The sequence below is a fragment of the Pedobacter alluvionis genome (assembly GCF_003664035.1).
Classification (GTDB): domain Bacteria; phylum Bacteroidota; class Bacteroidia; order Sphingobacteriales; family Sphingobacteriaceae; genus Pedobacter; species Pedobacter alluvionis.
This window is the reverse complement of the sequence record NZ_RCCK01000013.1, coordinates 527,762-548,609: the sequence shown is the minus strand read 5'-3', so window position 1 is coordinate 548,609 and position 20,848 is coordinate 527,762. Positions and strand designations below refer to the sequence as shown.

The 20,848-nt window shown below is 37.8% G+C and carries 20 protein-coding genes; 15 read left to right on the top strand and 5 right to left on the bottom strand.

All coding sequences use genetic code 11. The features are described 5' to 3' along the window. Positions 1-28 precede the first annotated feature (28 nt). From BCL90_RS19150 to BCL90_RS19110, 9 genes are all read left to right on the top strand, one after another. Positions 29-733, top strand: a complete 705-nt coding sequence (locus BCL90_RS19150; RefSeq protein WP_121285924.1) for a DUF4476 domain-containing protein — start codon at positions 29-31, stop codon at positions 731-733. Positions 734-752: 19 nt separating this feature from the next. After that, positions 753-1,271, top strand: coding sequence for a DinB family protein (locus BCL90_RS19145; RefSeq protein WP_121285921.1), 519 nt, complete (start codon positions 753-755; stop codon positions 1,269-1,271). Between the two features lie 41 nt (positions 1,272-1,312). Beyond that, a complete protein-coding gene (locus tag BCL90_RS19140) occupies positions 1,313-1,930 on the top strand; it encodes a hypothetical protein (protein WP_134380351.1) in 618 nt (205 codons plus the stop codon). A 75-nt stretch (positions 1,931-2,005) separates the two neighbouring features. Continuing rightward, positions 2,006-3,331 (top strand): flippase, encoded by a 1,326-nt coding sequence (locus BCL90_RS19135; protein ID WP_121285915.1) that lies wholly within the window; start codon positions 2,006-2,008, stop codon positions 3,329-3,331. Beyond that, positions 3,328-3,975, top strand: coding sequence for a class I SAM-dependent methyltransferase (locus BCL90_RS19130; protein ID WP_121285912.1), 648 nt, complete (start codon positions 3,328-3,330; stop codon positions 3,973-3,975). The genes BCL90_RS19135 and BCL90_RS19130 overlap by 4 nt, the downstream gene beginning before the upstream one ends. Positions 3,976-3,987: 12 nt before the next feature. Further along, complete coding sequence (locus BCL90_RS19125) at positions 3,988-4,749, top strand: class I SAM-dependent methyltransferase (RefSeq protein ID WP_121285909.1); 762 nt, start codon at positions 3,988-3,990, stop codon at positions 4,747-4,749. A 257-nt stretch (positions 4,750-5,006) separates the two neighbouring features. Next, positions 5,007-5,417, top strand: a complete 411-nt coding sequence (locus BCL90_RS19120; RefSeq protein ID WP_121285907.1) for a GxxExxY protein — start codon at positions 5,007-5,009, stop codon at positions 5,415-5,417. Positions 5,418-5,512: 95 nt separating this feature from the next. Continuing rightward, positions 5,513-6,439 carry a glycosyltransferase gene (locus tag BCL90_RS19115; protein WP_121285904.1) on the top strand — a complete coding sequence of 309 codons (927 nt, stop codon included), beginning with the start codon at positions 5,513-5,515 and terminating at the stop codon, positions 6,437-6,439. A gap of 119 nt (positions 6,440-6,558) precedes the next feature. Further along, complete coding sequence (locus BCL90_RS19110) at positions 6,559-7,014, top strand: PA2169 family four-helix-bundle protein (RefSeq protein ID WP_121286238.1); 456 nt, start codon at positions 6,559-6,561, stop codon at positions 7,012-7,014. Between the two features lie 183 nt (positions 7,015-7,197). On the opposite strand, the gene cphA is transcribed toward BCL90_RS19110, so the two are convergent. Further along, positions 7,198-9,813 carry a cyanophycin synthetase gene (gene cphA / locus BCL90_RS19105; RefSeq protein ID WP_121285901.1) on the bottom strand — a complete coding sequence of 872 codons (2,616 nt, stop codon included), beginning with the start codon at positions 9,811-9,813 and terminating at the stop codon, positions 7,198-7,200. Positions 9,814-10,109: 296 nt separating this feature from the next. Here cphA and BCL90_RS19100 point away from each other — a divergent pair, with 296 nt between their 5' ends. The 4 genes from BCL90_RS19100 (at position 10,110) to BCL90_RS19085 (ending at position 15,068) form a co-directional block, all read left to right on the top strand. Then, positions 10,110-10,985 carry a cyanophycinase gene (locus tag BCL90_RS19100; protein WP_121285898.1) on the top strand — a complete coding sequence of 292 codons (876 nt, stop codon included), beginning with the start codon at positions 10,110-10,112 and terminating at the stop codon, positions 10,983-10,985. An 85-nt stretch (positions 10,986-11,070) separates the two neighbouring features. Beyond that, entirely contained in the window at positions 11,071-11,913 is an 843-nt protein-coding gene (locus BCL90_RS19095; RefSeq protein WP_121285895.1) for an isoaspartyl peptidase/L-asparaginase, read from the top strand. Between the two features lie 29 nt (positions 11,914-11,942). Further along, positions 11,943-12,632, top strand: a complete 690-nt coding sequence (locus tag BCL90_RS19090) for a hypothetical protein (RefSeq protein ID WP_121285892.1) — start codon at positions 11,943-11,945, stop codon at positions 12,630-12,632. Between the two features lie 270 nt (positions 12,633-12,902). Further along, positions 12,903-15,068, top strand: coding sequence for a carboxy terminal-processing peptidase (locus tag BCL90_RS19085; protein ID WP_244094973.1), 2,166 nt, complete (start codon positions 12,903-12,905; stop codon positions 15,066-15,068). Between the two features lie 68 nt (positions 15,069-15,136). Here the strand turns inward: BCL90_RS19085 and BCL90_RS19080 are convergent, their stop codons facing one another. The 3 genes from BCL90_RS19080 to BCL90_RS19070 all read right to left on the bottom strand — a co-directional run bounded on the left by BCL90_RS19080 (position 15,137) and on the right by BCL90_RS19070 (position 18,095). After that, positions 15,137-16,057 (bottom strand): helix-turn-helix domain-containing protein, encoded by a 921-nt coding sequence (locus tag BCL90_RS19080; RefSeq protein WP_121285889.1) that lies wholly within the window; start codon positions 16,055-16,057, stop codon positions 15,137-15,139. Between the two features lie 8 nt (positions 16,058-16,065). Further along, positions 16,066-16,959 (bottom strand): SDR family oxidoreductase, encoded by an 894-nt coding sequence (locus BCL90_RS19075; RefSeq protein ID WP_121285888.1) that lies wholly within the window; start codon positions 16,957-16,959, stop codon positions 16,066-16,068. A 203-nt stretch (positions 16,960-17,162) separates the two neighbouring features. After that, entirely contained in the window at positions 17,163-18,095 is a 933-nt protein-coding gene (locus tag BCL90_RS19070) for an SPFH domain-containing protein (protein ID WP_121285885.1), read from the bottom strand. A gap of 89 nt (positions 18,096-18,184) precedes the next feature. Here BCL90_RS19070 and BCL90_RS19065 point away from each other — a divergent pair, with 89 nt between their 5' ends. Further along, positions 18,185-20,227, top strand: a complete 2,043-nt coding sequence (locus BCL90_RS19065) for a M13 family metallopeptidase (RefSeq protein ID WP_121285882.1) — start codon at positions 18,185-18,187, stop codon at positions 20,225-20,227. 112 nt (positions 20,228-20,339) lie between these two features. Beyond that, positions 20,340-20,525 (top strand): hypothetical protein, encoded by a 186-nt coding sequence (locus BCL90_RS19060; protein ID WP_113950816.1) that lies wholly within the window; start codon positions 20,340-20,342, stop codon positions 20,523-20,525. Positions 20,526-20,646: 121 nt separating this feature from the next. Here the strand turns inward: BCL90_RS19060 and BCL90_RS19055 are convergent, their stop codons facing one another. After that, the gene (locus BCL90_RS19055; RefSeq protein ID WP_121285879.1) at positions 20,647-20,829 is read right to left on the bottom strand and encodes a hypothetical protein; all 183 of its coding nucleotides are present in this window, start codon (positions 20,827-20,829) and stop codon (positions 20,647-20,649) included. Positions 20,830-20,848: the final 19 nt, after the last annotated feature.

Genomic DNA, 20,848 nt, shown 5'->3' with positions numbered 1-20,848 from the left:
AACACACACAAATGAAACCTTAATTAAAATGAAAAAAACCATCTTTTTAGGACTGGCAATGTTATTTGCTACCCTAAGTTTCGCTCAAAACAACCGCAGATCTGCCGAAGTTTTCTTAGAAATCCTTAATCCTGGTAAATACAACGTGTATTTAGACGAAGAACTTGTTTCGTCAGCCACTGGTAGATTTCGCTTTTACGATGTCTACAATTCTACACCAGTACTATCTATTATTCAGGGCAATACGGAAATCTTAAAACAACGGGTAAAGGTGATTCCGGAACAAAGGCTTGTTTTAAGCTTGGAAGGCAAGGAATTAATCACGCTGAAACAGCTGAATATCTTTCAGAACAGACAATACGCCCTAGACGATTTTGATGGATATACCGGAGATTATAATACAGGTATTGTTCCGCCAGTGCTGTCGCAGCCAGATCCGAATTACCGTTTATTATCGCCAGAGGCTTTTCAGGAATTTTATACCAGTTATAAAAAATGCGATTTTGATAACGAAAGAGTAAGATTAATCAATGCAGTAAGTAAAAATGCTTCCTTTTCCAGCAGTCAGAGCAAACTTATTCTTAAAACATTCACATTTGATCAAGAACGTTTGAAAATTGCTAAAAACCTTTATCAAACCGTTGTAGATCCACAAAATTATTTTACAATTGCTGAGACATTTGAATTCCCTTACTATAAAGATGAATTTTTAAAATATTTGGAGAAACCTTAATTCAGCCTATCTTTATTAAATGACGGCTGCAAAAGTGAAGGCATCGATACATCAGGTGGTCGATGCCTACAAATCCAAATTATTGCGTTACCCTGAAGGTATTTTCCAAACAACCCCTCCAATTTCTGGCTGGACTTATAGCGAGGTATATTCACATATTTTTGATTCGAGCCTACTTTCAATAATAGCCTTTGCACACGCTGCAAATGGCAAAGGCGAAGACAAGCCGACTCATTTTATGGTAAAGCTGATTTTATTACTGGGCGCGTTACCTCCTGCTAAAAAGTATAAGGTGCCGAAACGGCTGGCAGAGCGTGTAAAAAAGATCAGTAAAACAGAGGCCCTTGATTTTATTTTAGAATTTGAAAAAGCTTTGGACGATAACTATCCGTTACTTGCAGATGCAAAAGCCAATAGCAAAACAAAACACCCCAGGTTAGGCTATTTAAATGCTAAACAATGGCTTAGGTTTATAGAAATACATTTAAAGCACCACCTAAAACAGTTAGAGAGAATAGAAATGAGCTTTAAGGCGTAAATTAATTTCGCCATATTTGGTTAATCCTAAAATATGTGCTCATGAAATATATTTTTTATCTCTCAATGCTTGTTATACTTTGTGCTTGTAATAGCAGCGAAAAGAAAGAAAGCGCTCAGGCTGTTATTCCAACACCTACCGGGCTCCAGGGATTGCAAAAAAGCAATGTTGCGCAGCCCGTAGCACAGCAGACTAAAAGTAACCTGATTTTTAATCCGCCGCATGGCGAAGCCGGACATACCTGTACACTGGCCGTTGGTGCTCCGTTAAACCCTACGGCAAGCGTGCAGCCTCAACGAAACACAAATCCAAAGCCAGCAGCGGCCTCTGCGATTGCTGCTGTAAATACTTCAGGTAAAAAGCTAAACCCTAAGCATGGCGAGCCTGGTCATAGATGTGATATCGCTGTTGGCGCGCCTTTAGATAGTAAGCCAACGCAAGTGGTTACCACTACCCAACCCGCCGTTACGCAGGTATCGGGTGTGAAAGTAGGAAAAGGTTTAAACCCACCTCACGGCCAACCCAATCACAGATGCGATCTTGCCGTTGGCGCACCTTTAAACAGTAAACCTGCCCAGGTTGCAAACCCAGCACCAATTCCAACGCCTGATGCGAAAACTACCGAGACAAAAGTGGTGGAAACAAAAAGTGAAGGCTAACCGCAACATAGCCAATAAAAATATTTGAATTTAGGGTACCACACTTAACGCACATTTTTTTACATCTTTGCGGTAATGAAATTACCCGCCATAAAAGGTTTTGACGAAGAAGCATTAAAAAAGTATTTTAAAAATACTGGTATGCTTCTAATAGGTAAAGTTGGCAGTTTAGGAATTAAAATGTTAACCAACATTGCAGTTGCAAACTACTTGCTTGCTTATGGTAATGGTATTCTTACTACATCAATAGCTTACGTGTTTTTATTCGCAGCGTTGGCGGGGCTTGGTTTAGATCAATTTATTGTTAAAGAACTTCATCAGTTTCCACAAAAGAGAGATCAAATTTTAGGTACTGCGTTTGGGCTTAAAACTTTTGCAGGTTTCTTATGCATTCCTTTAATTTCATTGGCATGGCTTATCTATCCACTACAGGATATTCAATACCACTTCATCCTTCTGCTCTCATTTATAGGCGTTTTTCAATCTTTTACTGTTATCGATTCTTATTTCCAATCAGAAGTAAAATCGAAATATATTATGCAGGTTCAGATTATTGGAAATTTGATTTCAGCTGCCATAAAAATTATCCTGATTTATACACGTTCGCCGATAAGCTATTTCTTTTTTGCATTTCTTTTTGATACTATCTTACTTTCAATAGGTTACATTATTACTTACAGCCGTAAAAGCAGAAGTATTTTTAGCTGGAAATTTGAAAAAACATTAGCGAAAAAACTTTGTGCACTTTCTTGGCCTTTAATCATCTCAGGCATAATGGTTTCAATTTACATGAAAATTGATCAAATTATGCTTAAACAAATTTTAGGAGAAAGAGGAACAGCCGAAGCAGGTGCTTATGCAACTGTAGTTAACTTTAGTGAAGCATTAAATTTTGTTCCTGTTGCAATTGTTTCGTCACTCTTCCCTGCAATTTTAAATGCAAGAAGAGACGATCAGGAGCGGTATCAAAAAAGGCTTCAGAATTTATACGATTTAATGGTATGGTTAAGTTTAAGTTTCGCAATTTTTATAACTTTTGCATCTCCATTTATTTACAGCTATTTTAAACCAGAATATGCAGATGCTGCTCCTGTTTTATCTGTCCATGTTTGGGGTTCCGCATTCATATTTCTTGGCGTAGCAAGTGGTCAGTACTTAATTGCTGAAAATTTTGGTCGCTTAACTTTTATCAGAACAGGGATAGGGGCGGTTGTAAATATCATTTTAAACATTATCCTTATCCCAAGAATGGGCATGATGGGTACTGCAATAGCAACAGTTGTCGCATACTTTATTTCAGCCTTTTTTATACTATTTATTCCTAAACTTCGTCAACAAGGTATAATGATGTTAAAATCATTATTTTTGGTCACCGCATTTCAAAAAATATTTAAACGTTGAGTACTCTTAAAGCATTAAGCACACTAATTGCAAAGCCTAGCAGGCTTAAGGCATTATTATCATACGGACATAAGGGCTACCTAAACAGCATTGGCTGGTTTACGGCCTTTGATAAAAAACAGGCCATAGACGGGCAAGGCAAGGCTTTACCTTGGGTAACCTATTCCTTTATCGATTTTATTAAGGAGCGAATAAACAAAACACAGCACATTTTCGAATATGGCTCTGGCAGTTCTACTATTTTTTATGCAGAAAGAGCTGGCTCGGTAACTTCTGTTGAGCATGATAAAGGCTGGTTTGATAAAGTAAAAAATACCAGTCCAGGCAATGCTGAAATGATTTTCTGCCAATTGGAAAAAGATGGAGAATATGCTAAAAAAGCAACTTTGCTCGATAAAAAATTTGATATTATTATTGTTGACGGACGGGACCGCGTAAACTGTTGTAAATACAGCGTTGATGCTTTATCAGCAAATGGTGTATTGGTTTTGGATGATAGCGAACGTGAAGTGTATCAGCCCGCACGTGTTCTTTTAAAAGCCCAGGGGTTTAAAGAAATCAGCTTCAGTGGAATTTCTCCCGGACTCTTTTACGAAAAAGCAACCTCGGTGTTTTATAGGCAGGATAATTGTTTAGGCATTTAATTAGTCAGGATCATGTTAAGCGAAGAAGTAAAAACGGCCTACGATAATTTTTACACCAATAGCGATGTAGCCTGGAGAATGCTCGGTGCAAAATATAAAGCCAAGAACATTGTTGATGTGTGCAAAGGGTTAAAGCCTAAAAAAGTACTTGAGGTTGGTGCCGGAGATGGCAGTATTTTACATTTTTTAAATGAATGGCATTTCGCGCCAGAACTTTATGCTTTAGAAATTGCACAAAGTGGTGTAGATATTATAATGGATCGTAACCTCGCCAGTTTAAAAGAAGCACAAACTTTCGATGGATATAAAATCCCTTATGAAGATGATACTTTTGATCTGATTATTCTTGCTCACGTTTTAGAACATGTAGAACATGAGCGGATCTTGATCCGTGAATTGAAAAGAGTTGCAAAATATATTGTAGTAGAGGTACCTAAAGATTATCGCTTTGGTGTAGACGAAAGAATGAAACATTTTTTAGATTATGGACACATTAATATGTATACGCCAACTTCTTTAAGGTTTTTATTGCAGAGTGAGGGTTTAGAAATTTTAGAAGATAAAGTATCGATGACTGCGCCGGAAACGGTAAAGTTTAATGAGTTTGTCAATAGGAAAGCGCCAAAAACATTTGCTAAAAACTTAAAAATAGAACTGGAATACCGGGTAAAAAAAACCTTGGGTAATTTGTTTGGGAAGAAAAAGCAAGAGCAGTTTGCCAATGCCTATACTGTGTTAACCAAAAAATCAGATCATAACCTGCAGATATTTTAGTGATTAAATGTGAATACAGAGGGCAAGATATATCCAAACTTATATGGGTCTTAAACTTCTCATATGGTGAAAAACGTAACTGGATATACTGTTATCTTAATAATTGGAATTTTATCATGGCCATTTAACCATATAAGGAATAGAAGAAAATATAAGTCTAATTGCTCCTACTGCCAAAATTAATTTAATATATTGCAATAGAAATTAAATTCTGTTAAAAATACATCCCCAGTTAATTATTTAATAAAAAATAAAGGATGTTATTAACTAGAAATTACTTAAAGGACTTAGTTTACAAGGTAAACGGAGCAGCCATTGAGGTCCACAGAACATTAGGCCCAGGGCTTTTAGAATGCACTTATCATAAATGCATGATTCACGAGCTGGAAATCAGAAATATTAATTTCAAATCTGAGTTAACCATCCCAATAGATTATAAAGGGTTAATAATTGATTCAGAACTAAGGTGTGATTTATTAATTGAAGACTCCCTAGTCGTTGAATTTAAAGCTGTTGAAAACGTTGCCCCAATCCATGTAGCACAACTGTTAACTTATATTAAACTACTAAAATTGCCTCTAGGACTAATGATAAATTTTAATTGTTTGCATATCTTTTCAGAAGGACAAAAAACTTATGTAAACGAAATGTATGAATCAATTTATTGATATACTTTTGTCATAGCTTATATGAAACTTAATTTCTTATATGGTAAAAAATGCCTAGCCCGCTTATTGATAAGCTTAATTGATAAAAAACAAAAATGCAAAGCCTTGCCCCAATAGCACTTTTCGTATACAATCGTCCGCAGCATACCGAGCGTACGTTACAATTTCTGCAACAAAATGAGTTGGCAGCACAAAGCCATTTGTATATTTTTTCTGATGGTGCCAAAACCGATCTGGATAGAGAAAAAGTTACTGCCGTAAGAAAAATCATCAAAAAAGCAGATGGTTTTAAGTCGGTTAAAGTAATCGAAAGTAAGGTTAATGCAGGCTTAGCCAATGCGGTAATTGCAGGAGTAACTCAATTAATAGCAGAATATGATCAGGTAATTGTGTTTGAAGATGACCTTATTACCTCTCCACATACCTTATCCTATTTCAACAACGCTTTGAACCATTACCGCGAAGAGGAAAAGGTAATGCACATCGGAGCCTATATGTATCCTTTAAAATCAGATAACCTTTCACCATCTTTTTTCTACAGGGCAGCCACAAGTTGGGGTTGGGCAACATGGGGAAGAGCATGGAAAAATTTTGAACCAGATATTAACATTCTTATCAAACAGTTTGATAAAAAGAAAAGGACTGCATTTTCAATCGACAATAAAATGAATTTCTGGAAGCAGATGCAGGAATTTAAAAAAGGTAAAAACAATAGCTGGGCCATAAGATGGTACGCTTCAATTTTTTTAAAAGGAGGCATCACACTTAATCCATCACAATCACTCGTTAACAATATTGGCCATGATGGCACGGGTGTACACTCTGGAATAAACGACATCTATAACGTAATTATCAACCCCAAACCAATTGTAGAATTCCCTACTGTAATAGCCGAAGACCCCATTGCATACAAAGCGATCAAGAGCTTTTTGATTAAGCGAAAAGGCAATATGGTAACACGGGTCAGGCGTTTTGTAAAAGAAAAGCTAACCCAATATTTTCCAAAAAATAATGATCGGTAGTCTATTCATCATCAAAACCAGCTGATATAGCGCACCGTTGTAGGCAATTAAAAAAAATGACAAACCTTTTTTAATTGATCATGTTGCTTTTATACATCGAAACTATAAAAATAAAAAACATGAACACGACAACAGAAACAGCAGAGGTATTAAACGATTTGATTCAAATTAATAACGATCGTATTGAAGGTTACGAAAAAGCCCGTCAGGAATTAAAAGATGAGGATGCCGATTTAAAAACCTTATTTTTAAATATGATAGGCGAGAGTCAAAAATATAAAATGGCATTGGCAACAGAAGTATCGGCTTTAGGTGAAGATATTGAAACAGGAACAACCAATTCGGGTAAAATCTACCGGGCCTGGATGGATGTTAAAGCGCTTTTTACCGGCCACGACCGCAAAACTGTTTTAAACAATTGTGAGTTTGGAGAGGATGCTGCACAAAATGCATATAAAATGGCCTTAGAAGAAGAAAATATCCCTTCAAATATCAGAGAACTGATTTCTGATCAAAAAGCATCATTAAGAACATCTCACGACGAAATCAAAAGATTACGTGATGCTCAGGCATAAATAAATTAAAACATAAAAATGAAAAACCTCCTTCGAATGATTAATTCGGAGGAGGTTTTTTTTATAATTGCTTCGTCATCCCGACTGGAGCAACGCGTAATGGAGAGATGTATTGAGAAGGATTTCTCAAACTTCATTGCATTCCGCCCGAAATTACCATCGATGGCAAAATAAATTAGTTACTTACGATTCTAATTCGCGATCTAAATGTTCAGTAACACGTTGAATCGTATTATCAATAGTGTTACTTAAAATAGTGAGGTAAGAACCTTTTTTAGCGGTTTCAATAGCGATTTGTAAACATTCCGTACTCTTATTGTTTACAATAATCTCTTTGTTAGGATCAACTTCTCTAATCCCTTTTATCAGTAAATCGACTAGTTCCTGCTGTTGTCTGCCACGGAGATATTTCTCCTGACAAACATAGATCTTATCAAACATCTGTGCAGAAATGCGGGCAGTTTCGATAATATCCTCGTCTCTTCTATCGCCGGTTGCTGAAATAATACCTACTTGTTCTGTAGCCTCAACACCCTGCAAGAAACCTTTTACACCATTAAATCCATCAGGATTATGCGCAAAATCAACCAGTACTTTAAAATCTTTAAATCTGAAAATATTCATCCTGCCTGGTGTGTGTGCTGCTGAAGGAATAAAAGTTTCTAATGACAAACGGATATCTTCAGGCTTGTAGCCCCACAAATAGGTTGCTAGCGTTGCTGCAAGTACATTCTGAATCATAAAGTTTACAGAACCACCAAAGGTTAAAGGAATATGGGTGGCTTTATCTACCCTTAATTTCCAGTCGCCGGTTTTAATGGTAATGTACCCGTTTTCATAAATGGCAGCGATACCGCCTTTTCTACAATGTTCTTTAACTACAGGATTGTTTTCATCCATGCTAAAGTAAGCAACATTACAACGGGCATCTTTAGCAATGCGAACGCAATAACCATTATCAGCATTCAATACAGCCCAACCTTTGCGGCGTACTGCACCAATTACAACCGCTTTAACCCGGGTTAAATCGTCAAGATTGTGGATATCAGAAAGGCCAAGATGATCTTCCTGGATATTGGTAACCACGCCAATATCGCAGGCATTAAATCCCAATCCTGCTCTTAAAATTCCGCCACGTGCGGTTTCCAATACGGCAAACTCTACTGTAGGGTCTTTTAAAATAAACTCTGCACTTACCGGTCCTGTAGTATCACCCTTCATCAGCATGGTGTTGTGCACATATACACCGTCACTGGTGGTAAAACCTACGCGTTTACCGTTGCTGCGGATAATGTGCGCAATTAAACGGGTAGTGGTCGTTTTTCCGTTGGTTCCGGTTACGGCGATAATCGGGATCTGTGATAATTTCCCCTGTGGATATAACATATCAATTACTGGTGCCGCAACATTGCGTGGCAAACCTTCGCTCGGCGCCAGGTGCATCCTAAAACCAGGAGCAGCATTAACTTCTAACACCACGCCACCATTTTCGGTTAAGGGTTGGGTAAGGTTCTGCGCCATGATATCGATACCGCAGATGTCCAATCCAATTACCCTTGAAATCCTTTCACAGATAAAAATATTCTGTGGGTGAACAATGTCTGTTACATCAATGGATGTTCCTCCTGTACTTAAATTGGCGGTCGATTTTAAATAAACCACCTCTCCTTTTTCCGGGATAGTCTCTAAAGTATATTCTTTTTTGGCTAATAAATCCAGGGTATCACGATCGACAGCTATTTCTGTTAACACATTCTCATGGCCATAACCACGACGTGGATCTTCATTCTCCTTATCAATTAATTCCTGGATGGTATGGATACCGTTTCCTTTTACATGAGCCGGATCACGTTGTGCCGCGGCAACCACTTTATGGTCGATTACCAGAACCCGGAAGTCAAATCCGGTAATGAATTTTTCTATAATCACCCTTCTCGAATACGTTTTGGCATATTCAAAAGCCGCTACAGCATCTTCCATTGTTTTCACATTAATGGTTGCACCTTTACCGTGGTTGCCATCAAGTGGTTTAAAAACTAAAGGAAATCCAACCTTTTTAACAGATGCTTCAAGATCTTCTGGATTTGAAATGGTTACCCCTGAGGCTACCGGAATGGCAGCTTCGGTAAGCAAACGTTTCGTTTCTTCCTTGTTACTGGCAAGATCTACAGCGATGCTACTGGTTTTTTCGGTCATGGTGGCCCTAAAACGCACCTGATTTTTGCCATAACCCAATTGTACCAATGAACTTTTGTTCAATCTTATCCATGGGATGCTTCTTTTTACCGCTTCTTCCACAATAGAACCTGTACTTGGCCCTAAGGCTTCCAGTTCACGTATTTCCTTCATCCTGCGGATATCGTGTTCTAAATCGTACTCTTCATTATTGATCAAAGCTTCGGCAATTCTCACCGCAGCTTCCGCCGAGTAAACACCTACTTTCTCCTCCAGATAACTGAAAACCACATTATAAATGCCTTCGGTTTTGGTCATGCGCGTTCTGCCAAAACCAGTTTCCATACCGGCGAGTGTCTGAATTTCCAATGCAATGTGTTCAATCACGTGGCCCATCCAGGTGCCTTCTTTCACTCTTGTAAAAAAACCACCTTCAACACCTTTCGAGCAACGGTGGGTAAACATGCTTGGCAAAAGTTTCTCAATCCTTTCACTAAATCCTTCTATTACGTTGGTTGGTTTCTGCTCTAAATCTTCTAAATCCAGTCGCATCTGAATCAATTTCTTCCGGCTAATAGACCATATATTTGGCCCTCTTAATACTTGTATATTTAATATCTTCATGTAATGTTTTGTTCGTTTTTTATGTTGCAGAAGGATTTATGAATCGCTCTTTATCCTCAATTTTTAGAATGAAATTGATGACTGTAAATTATGCATTTATTTTGAAAATAGACGTTCCATTTAGCTAAATCAATTTTAAGGTGTATTTGTTTTATTTTCAAGTACAATCCTGTTAATTTTAAGTTATAATATTTTAACTTTTGTTAATAAATTGAATATTCTTTACAAAAAAAGTCGTGTTTTTTATCTTAAGCCTATATATTTGGGTTTTTTGATACAATTATAATACACAAAAAATGGTTCCGAAAGGTAAACTCATCATCATTGGTGGTGCAATAAACACAGGTAGCTTCGCAGAAACGCAATTCGGACTGCCTGAAAATATGAATTTTTTTGAGCGTGGAATTTTAAAACGGATTACTACAGAATCATTAAGAGATACGCAATCTCGTTTCGAGATCATCACTACAGCATCATTAATGCCCGAAAAAGTCGGTGAAGAATATATTAAGGCTTATGCACAATTAGATGTGCATAATGTTGGTGTTCTTAATATTTCCAACCGTGAAGAAGCCAATTCTGATGAAAATTGTGAGCGTATCAAAGCTGCAGAAGTAATTATTTTTACCGGTGGAGATCAGCTCCGTCTTTCTTCAATCTTTGGCGGAACAAAAATACATCAGATTCTGTTAGAAAAATATAGAAATGAACCTGTTGTTATTGCCGGTACTTCTGCCGGGGCCGCTGCAAGTTCTAAAAATATGATTTACCAGGGCAGCAGTAAAGATGCTTTACTTAAAGGTGAAGTTAAAATTACAGGTGGATTAGGCTTTATTGATGATGTTATTGTAGATACACATTTTGTACAGCGCGGAAGAATCGGTCGCTTATTGTATGCCGCGGCCAGTAATCCTGGCATTTTAGGGATCGGTCTTGGTGAAGACACAGGCCTTTTTATCTCTGATGGCCATATAATGGAGGCCATTGGCTCTGGCATGGTAATTTTGGTAGATGGCCGCACTATGGCCGATACCAATTTAACTGATGTAGAAATGGGGCAACCTGTTTCCATTAAAAACATGGTGGTACACGTGATGTGCGATGGCGACGTTTATGACTTAACAGACCATAGCTTAGTAATCCACCACCCAAAGTTAATTCCGATAGCCTAATTCAGTAGCAGTTAACAGTGGGCGATTTTCAGCTAGGATTTACCCAATCTTGATACCTGCTACTTAATACTACAATACTCAAAAAATGAAATTAATTATACATGGCGGATTCTTCAGCGAATCGTCTACCAACCAGGAAACGAAAAAGGCTAAACAAGATGCTTTGACTTCGATTGTTACGCTTGGACACGAATATCTGAAAACGCATACTGCTTTAGAAACCGTTGTTTATACCGTTGCGCTGTTAGAAGATAATGAGCTTTTTAATGCTGGTATCGGTTCACAGATCCAAAGCGATGGAAAAGTAAGACTGAGCGCAGCGCTAATGGATGGTAAAACTGAAAAATTTAGTGGGGTAATTAATGTTGAAGATGTTAAAAATCCTGTACAGATTGCGCAGAACCTACTAATATATGATGACCGGGTGCTTAGTGGTGATGGTGCCGGGCAATTTGCAAGAACAAACGGATTTGAATATTTCAATCCGATTACTCCACAGCGCCAATCAGAATACGAAACTAAATTAAATCAAAAGAATAATAAAGGAACGGTAGGCTGTGTAGCACTTGATGCAGATGGAAATTTAGCAGCAGCAACTTCTACAGGTGGAAAAGGATTCGAAATCCCTTGCCGGGTGAGCGATTCTGCAACCGTGGCAGGCAACTATGCCAATCAATATGCGGGAATTTCATGCACGGGAGTAGGCGAAGATATTGTAAGCGGAGCCCTGGCCGCGAAAATTGTAACCCGCGTTACAGATGGTTTTTCTTTAAAGGAAGCTTCCGATAAATCTTTTGCTGAACTTAAAGCTTTTGATGGCTTTGCGGGCATTGTAGGCATTTCTGCAGCAGGCGAAGTATACCATTGCGACTCTCATCCTTACATGGTTTGGGCATCTTTTGATGTTAATTTACAGGTATTTAGCTGAAATTAGATTTAAAGTATTATTTTTGTTGCATGACCAAAATTGTATTGGCTTTAATTGGCCTTTTTGCATCATTACAACTACAAGCTCAAAATATAGATAAATCTGAGATCCAGGAACCTAATGGTAGTGCGATAAATATAGCAGTATCCAAATTTGAACTGGAGGATGGGAATTCTTTTTTTGAGGAAGCAGAAGATTTGGAGCGAAAAGGTGATTATAACGAAGCGCTCACCTTATTTGGTAAAGCAGCTTTTGAATACAATGCCGTAAAAAACTTCAACAGGTATGGACAGGCGGTTATCAAGATGAGCAGTATGCATTATCAACTTGGCCGTTTTACTGATGCAGAGCAGATTCTCTTAAACGTAGCCTTAAAAAATTATTCTAAAACCGGAAACAGAGCAGGAGTAATGAACACCTACAGTCTCTTAGGAAAAGTTTATCTGGCCAACACCAAGTATACCCAATCGATGTGGTTCTACACCCAGCAAGGTATCCTGGCAAAACAATTAAAAAGCAACAATGCTTATATCGAATCTATTTTAGGCATTGCCCAGGTTAAAATTAAAAAGAAAGATTTTACACTTGCCCTGAGAGATCTGAAATCAGCAGAATGGCTGGCCAACTCCATCAAAACCACTCAGTATAAAACGCAGATTAAAGATGCCAGGGAAACAATTGCGAGCAAAACCACCAGTAAAAAAGTAAACCCAAGTTAGGCAAGCGCTTTAATTCTGCTACACATTCCTATCTAAAGTATATTATAGCCCCTCAAAGGTCTGTAATTGGTCAAATTTAGCCTTTTCATTAAAACAAAAAATAACGCTCAACGTTCTACGTAAGAAATTGTTAAATAAAAAGCTTTTAGTTAGATTTGATAAAGTTTTAACAAGAGACGGTAATAATGCTGTCTCTTTTTTGTTTTTTTGCTAAAATGGTATCATATTGGCTATATAGAATTGGAAATGGATTTTAAATCATTTAAAGAGATGTTAAAGAGAATATTTTTTGTAATTTTTACTGCGGCAGTACTTGCTTGTCATGCTGCACCTAAAACTCAGCCAATAGTTGAGGGGGTTACCAATGTGAAACCTGATGAGCAGCAACAACTTGTTATAAAAGAGGTTGTAAATTTGATTGAGAGTTACAATTATAAAAAAATTCAGATCAACGACTCTATATCTTCGATTATTTTAGATAAATACATCAAATCGCTTGATCAGGGCAAAAATTACTTTTTAGCTTCAGATATTAAGGAATTTGAAAAGTACAGGTATACTTTGGACGATGATTTCAAAAATGGCGATCTGAGCGGCCCGTTTTTCATTTATAACGTTTATGCCAAAAGATTAAATGAATATTTTACTTATTCTCTGGCTCAGATTAAAACAAAATTTGATTTTAATCAAACCGACAGTTATCTATATGATAGAGAGAAGCAGCCCTGGGCAACTTCTTCAACAGCATTAAATGATACCTGGAAAAAACGTGTTAAATACGAATTAATCAACTTAAATTTAGCTGGAACAGCTGAATCTAAGAATGTAGAAACATTAACTAAACGTTACAAAAACCTACAATCGCAAACTTCAAAAACCAATAATCAGGATGTTTTCCAGATTTTGATGGATGCTTTTACCGAATCGATTGATCCGCATACCAATTATTTTAACCCAAGCAACGCAGCAGCATTTAACGAAGATATGTCTCGTTCTTTCGAAGGTATTGGCGCCCGTTTACAACTAGAAAACGAGGTAGTTAAAATCTCGGAAATTATTGCTGGCGGACCTGCATTTAAAGGGAAACAACTGAGTGCTGGCGATCGCATTATTGCTGTAGCACAGGGTGATGGAGAATTTGTTGATGTGGTAGGCTGGAGACTGGATAATACCGTATCGAAAATTAAAGGTCCGAAAGGAACCAAGGTGCGTTTAAAAGTTATCCCTGCTGGAAAAGAAATGTCATCTAAACCAGTAATTATCGAATTGGTTCGCGATAAAATTGTTTTGGAAGAAACATCTGCCAAGAAAAAAGTTAAAACCATCAACAGCAATGGTAAAGATTATAAAATCGGGATTATTACCCTGCCAGCATTCTATGCTGATTTTAAAGCAGCAAATGCAGGTGATAAAAACTACAAAAGCACTACCAGAGATGTTAGAAAATTAATTGACTCGTTGAAAACATACGATAAGGTAAATGCAATCGTAATGGATTTACGTGGAAACGGTGGCGGCTCATTAGTTGAAGCCATTTCATTAACTGGTTTATTTATCGATAGAGGCCCTGTAGTTCAGGTGAAAGATTTACGCGGTAAAATTGAAGTGGACGAGGACGAAAATAGCGGTGTAACGTGGGACGGTCCTTTTGGTGTAATTGTAGACCGCTTAAGTGCATCTGCATCAGAAATTTTCGCCGGTGCAATACAGGATTATGGCCGTGGTATTATTATGGGTAGCCAAACTTATGGTAAAGGTACCGTTCAATCTTCCATCGATTTAAATAAACTGGTAAACCCAAGCATGTTGCAAAAGATAGCAGGATTAATTTCTAAAGATAAAACCGTTGGCACCTCGCCAAGCGGAACAAGCCCGGCTGACATTAACTTAGGTCAGATTAATCTAACCATGGCTAAATTTTACCGTGTAGCAGGAAGCAGTACTCAACATAAAGGGGTAACGCCTGATGTTGTTTTCCCTTCACTTTATCCTATGGATAAAATTGGAGAAGATACTGAATCATCTGCCTTACCATGGGACGTTATTCCAAGTTCCAACTTTAAAGCAGTTGCCAACCTGACTCCGGTTAAAGCACAATTGGTTAAAAACAGCGAGCAGCGCATCGCAAATTCATTGGATTTTAAATACCTTAAACAAGATATTGCAGACCTTAGAAAACGCGATAGTGAGGTTTCTATAACTTTAAACGAGGCAAAACTTAAAGCTGAGCGCGATGCGCAAGAAGCTAAAACACTTGCCAGACAGAATGAATTAAGAGCATTAAGAGGATTGCCAGCCATTAAAAAAGGAGATAAAATTACCAAGCAAGATGCTTTTGATTTTATCGAAGATGAATCGTTGAAAGTAATGGGCGATTTTATGCAACAATCTGGCAACTATGTGATGAATCTTGGTGTAGCTTCACCTAAACTTTAATAAAAGAAATCTAACAAAAGCGAGCTATCTTATTGAGGTAGCTCGCTTTTTTGTTAAAAATTATTTTTTCAATTAAACGATTGTCTAAATGCTGAAGGCGTAAGCTTTGTTTTGGATTTGAACAACTTGGTAAAGGATTGTAAATGTTCAAAGCCGAGGGCATAAGCGATTTCACTAACAGATAGATTTGTTGTAGAAAGTTTTTCTTTTGCTAAATCAATCAGTTTCTGATGTAAATATTGTTGAGTGTTTTGTCCGATAAGTGTTTTCAACAGTCCGGATAGATATCCTGGCGAAACGTTAAGCCTCTCGGCGATGTAAGTTACTGTTGGTAAACCTCTGTTGCCAAGATCATCGTATTCGAAATATTCTTTAACAATATACTCTAATCGATCAAGGAGCTGATGACTGATTGCTTTACGTGTTATAAATTGCCGTCCATAAAAACGTTGTGCATAGTTAAGCAGTAATTCTATTTGCGCGATCACTACATTTTGAGTAAAATGGTCGATATTGCTCTTGGTTTCATTTTTTACCAATGTGGCGATCGAATTAAGCACTGTTTCTTCAGTTTCAGAAACATGTAAAGCCTCAAATAGCGCGTAACTAAAAAAGTCATAATCCTTAATTGTTTTAGCTAAATGTGTCTGCCAAAGTAAGTCGGAGTGGAAAAGTATCATCCAGCCAGTTGGCCTGTGGGTTTTATCCTGATTAATCTCAACGGTAAAAACCTGTCCTGGAGCCATAAAGAACAACACACCATCATCAAAATCACTCATTTGTTGCCCATATTTAATTTTCGCATCAGGAACACGCTTGAGCGCAATGGAGTAAAAATCAAAAATTATTGTTTTTGAACGGCCATTGACTGGCATATTAACCTCCTCCATATTAACTACACTAACTAAGGGGTGAGCTGGTTTCGGCAATCCTGCAAGTTTATGATATTCTGATATTGTTTTAAAACGATAGCGGTTTGAAGGTTCCATGATACAATTTACTTAAAATAAATGCCGTGCTCCAAATCTTGAAGCAAACTGGCATATTCAGGCTCCCAATTTAAACGTTCCCTGGTTAAACGCCCGGAAGCCGGTCCATCTATACTTACGAAATGTTCAAACCAGCCGAAGTGTGCGGCTGCTTCATTTTTAGATATAGAAACGACCGGTAAACCAAGTTGTTCGCCAATGGACTCTGCTATTGTTTTAAGGGTTATTGATTCTTCAGCTACCCCGTGAAAACGTGCTCCTGGCGTAGCTTGTTCCAAAGCCAACCTGTAAAGTTTCGCGGCATCCAGCCGATGGACACCTGTCCATTGGTTTTCTCCACCACCAATATAACCTGATGAACCTGTTTTGCGGGCGATATCGATCATCATGGGTACAAAACCATGATGATCACCTTCCCCATGTACAGATGGCGATAAACGAACCACCGATACGCGAATATTTTGAGAAGCAAGTGCGTCGACTGCCTTTTCCGAAGCAAGCCTGGGATTCGCACCATTATAATTAGGTAGCATATCTTCTGTGGCCAACATACCCGGATTAACGATAAGAGTCCCGGATGTTACAATAAAAGGTTTATCGGTTCCTGCAATCGAGTTTCCAATGGTCTCTATTGCAACTCTATCGATCTCGCAAACCGCCGCAAATCGGGAAAAGTCATGGATAAAGCCAGTATGGATAATGCCATCAGCTAATCTGGCGCCCTCCTGCAGACTCGCTAAGTCTTCCAAATCGCCTTTATGCACTTCGGCTCCGGCAAGTACAAGTGCTTTTTCAGCCGTTTCATTCCGTGCCAAACCCAAAACCTCGTGGCCTGCATTAATTAATTCTTTGACTACCGCAGAACCGACAAATCCGGTGGCGCCTGTTACAAAAACTTTCATACTAATTGATTTTAAGTTTTAAATAGTGTACAACAATTACACATCGATTAGGATATGAATCGCATTTAATTATCACTCAAAATTCAATCAATTTTATAGAAACAATTTAGGCTAATCAATTCTTCATTTAGCCAAAACGAATACTTAGCGCAAAAAAAAGACTGTTGCGGATAGCAACAGTCTTTTTTGCATGAAAAATACTTCTAGTTCTTCTTAGGAGGATTCTGACTCAATTGCATGGCCATCATTTCTTTCATGGTTTTATTCATTCCCTCGGTACTACCATCTAAGAAAATGATATTACCTTCGCCATATTCTGCAAATTGTTTAATGGCTTCTGTCCACATGGTGAAAAGAATTACTGATGTATCCAGGTTAGCTTGTTGCATTTCATGGGCAGCATTGGTCATACCTTTTGCAACCTCTTCCCTAAACAAAGCAATACCTTGTCCGCGAAGTTGTGCAGCCTCACGTTCTGCCGTAGCAGCAATTTTGATCGCATTACCGTCCGCTTCAGCACCTTTGGTTTTGGTAATTAATAATGCCTGTCCTTCGTTTTCAGCAGCTGCTTTCAAATTGTTCGAAGCTACTACACGACTCATTGAACGCATAATTTCTTCATCAAAGGTAATATCATTCAATTGAAGATCCTGAAGATGGTAACCCCATCCGTCTAAAACCTGATCGATCTGTTCCTTAACGTGAAGTACAATTTCATTACGCTGCGCCAATACATTTGCCTGCTTTTGCGTAGCCACATAAGCCCTGATCGAACCTTCAATGGTTCTTATTAATGCCTGCATTAAGTTGGTTGCATCTACAAATTTAAAAGCCACATTTTTGATCGTTTCTTCATCCTGATTCACAACTGAATATAAAAGCATGGCCTTAAAATATACATTGGCCTGATCTTGTGTTACTGCCTGGAACGAAAGTTCTACAGAGCGGTTTTGAATGGAAATGCGAGAATAAATCTGCTCTATTAACGGGATTTTAAAATTTAAACCTGGCCTTAGTTGACGGCGGTACTTACCGAAAACCGTTACCACCGCAATGGTCCCCTGTTTAACAGTAACGAACGAGCTGAGTAAGATAATAATTCCTACGACAGCTATAATGTAAATGGTGTATTGCATAAATAGATTTTTTTTATGAAGTTATAAAAATTCATACAAACTACATCAGGCATTTTGTAGCTTTAAGCTTTCTAACTAACTTATGCATAATGAAAATTAAATTATTTCTTCCCGCAGCAAGTATTTTGCTATTTGCGGCATGCCAGAATAAGAGCCATCAGGAAACTGATACCGTAAATGCACGTACTGAATTTTTCGATAAGGCCGGCATGGATACCACTGTAAAACCTGGTGATAACTTTTTCCTGTATGCCAATGGAAAATGGATGAAAAACACCCAGATTCCTAAAACCGAAACAGGCTGGGGTTCTTTTTATACTTTATATAATGATAACCTAAAAAACCTGAACAGCATTCTTGAAAACGCCTCAAAAGCTAATGCGGCTAAAGGGAGTAGCGAACAGAAGGTGGGCGATTTTTATACCAGTGGAATGGATACCCTTACCATTGAGAAACTGGGTATCGAACCTATAAAACCACTCTTAAATAAAATAGACGGGATTAAAAACGAGAAGGATTTAATCAATTTTGTTGCTGAAGGTTATAAAAATGGTGAAGGAGATTTATTGGGCTTTGGCGTAGAACCAGATGATAAATTAAGCAGTAAAAATGCTTTATCATTTTCTCAGGCCGGTCTTACCCTGCCAGACCGCAGTTACTATTTAGAACAGGATGATAAGGCAAAAAAAATCAGATCGGAGTATATCAAATACATCTCAAAAATTTTTAGTCTGGCAGGCGATTCTGCGAACGCAGCGAAATATGCAGACAATATTTTAAAACTGGAAACAGCAATTGCACAGTCCCATTCAACACCTGTTCAACTTCGTGATCCACAGAAGAATTATAACAAGATGACGGTGGCTGATTTTCAAAAACAGACCCCAAATATTGAGTGGAAATCTGTTCTGAACAAACTAGGGGCAAACACAGATACCCTTATTGTTAGGCAGCTAAAATACTATCAAACCCTATCAGCCCTGGTAAAAAGCCAGCCTATCGAAATCTGGAAAGAAAAATTAAAGTTTGATGCTTTAAATAGATCTGCCAATGCTTTTACCAAAAAATTCAGAGATGCCAAATTCGACTTTTTCTCTAAAACACTTTATGGTCAACAGGCACCAACTGAAAGATGGAAATCTATCGTAAATGCTACTGATGACCATTTGGGAGAACTTTTAGGTCAATTATATGCTGAAAAGTATTTTAAACCAGAAGCGAAAGAGCGCATGTTAACCCTCGTAAACAATTTGCAGAAAGTATATGCAGAAAGAATCCAGAAGGTAGATTGGATGACACCGGATACCAAGAAGAAAGCTTTAGAAAAACTGAATGCATTTATCAAAAAAATCGGTTATCCTGATAAGTGGAAAAAATATGATGATGTAGAGGTGTCTAAAAATACTTATTACGCCAATCTTCAATCTGCTAATAAACATGCCTACAAAGAAATGATGGATAAATTGGGCAAAAACGTCGATAAAACAGAGTGGGGAATGACTCCGCCGACAGTTAATGCTTATTACAATCCGTCTTTCAACGAAATAGTTTTCCCAGCCGGAATTTTACAGTTTCCGTTCTTTGATTTTGCAGCAGATGATGCCATTAACTATGGTGCGATAGGTGCGGTAATTGGTCACGAAATGACACATGGCTTTGACGATCAGGGTCGCCAATATGATGCAGTAGGCAACTTAAAAGAATGGTGGACAAAAGCCGATGCTGATAAATTTAAAGCGAAAGCCGGTAAAGTAGAGACATTTTATAATAACTTCTCGCTGTTGGACAATCAGCATGTAAATGGTTCTTTAACCTTGGGTGAAAACCTGGCCGATATTGGTGGATTAAACATTGCATACGATGCCTTTAAATTAACCGAACAAGGAAAAGGCGATAAAAAGGTTGATGGTTTTACACCCGATCAACGTTTCTTCTTAAGCTTTGCCCAGGTGTGGAGAATCAAAACCCGCGATGAAAGTATGCGTGTAAGATTAAAAACAGATCCGCATAGCCCAGAAATGTTCCGTGTGAATGGACCTGTATACAATATGGAAGCATTTTATAAAGCATTCGACATTCCTGCAACAGCGAAAATGTACATAACTCCAACAAATCGGTTAGGAGTGTGGTAAACGATCATTCTATCTAATAAAAGAAGCCCATTTCAGTTATAATATGGGCTTCTTTTTTGGTTTAAAACAAAAGCGGTAATATTTTGTCTTAATCATATTAAAAGATAACCACATGAATGTAAAACGCACTTTTGGAACCATTTTAACCATACTCGGTATAATTGGTTTAATATACGCAGGCTATGGCTTTGTAAACCACAATCAAAATACAAGGGGATTGATGGTTTATGGCATCATCGGACTAATATTTTTTGTATCAGGCATTGGCTTGGTAAAAAACACAAAGGACGAAAGCTAAACTAAGCTTTCGTCCATTTTTTTTGGATAGCAGGAAAACTGCGCCCACAAAGCCCATGGTAGGTTCAAGATAGAATGTCATTACTAAATTTCATTCTAACCATGAGAATAGTTGCCTTATATTATTGCTTCTTTTTCTGTTTAATGATCTGGTATTGGCTAAAAGCCACCAGGCAGCCTGCTAAAATGATAATCCCGGCAGATAATAGGTTCTTTGGGTTTTGCTGAATATAGTAAGCAGCGCCCAGAACTAAAAGCGCAGCTGCAATGCCAATGATGTAATGAAGTATTAATCCCGTTTTCATAAAGCAAATATTCTGAAAT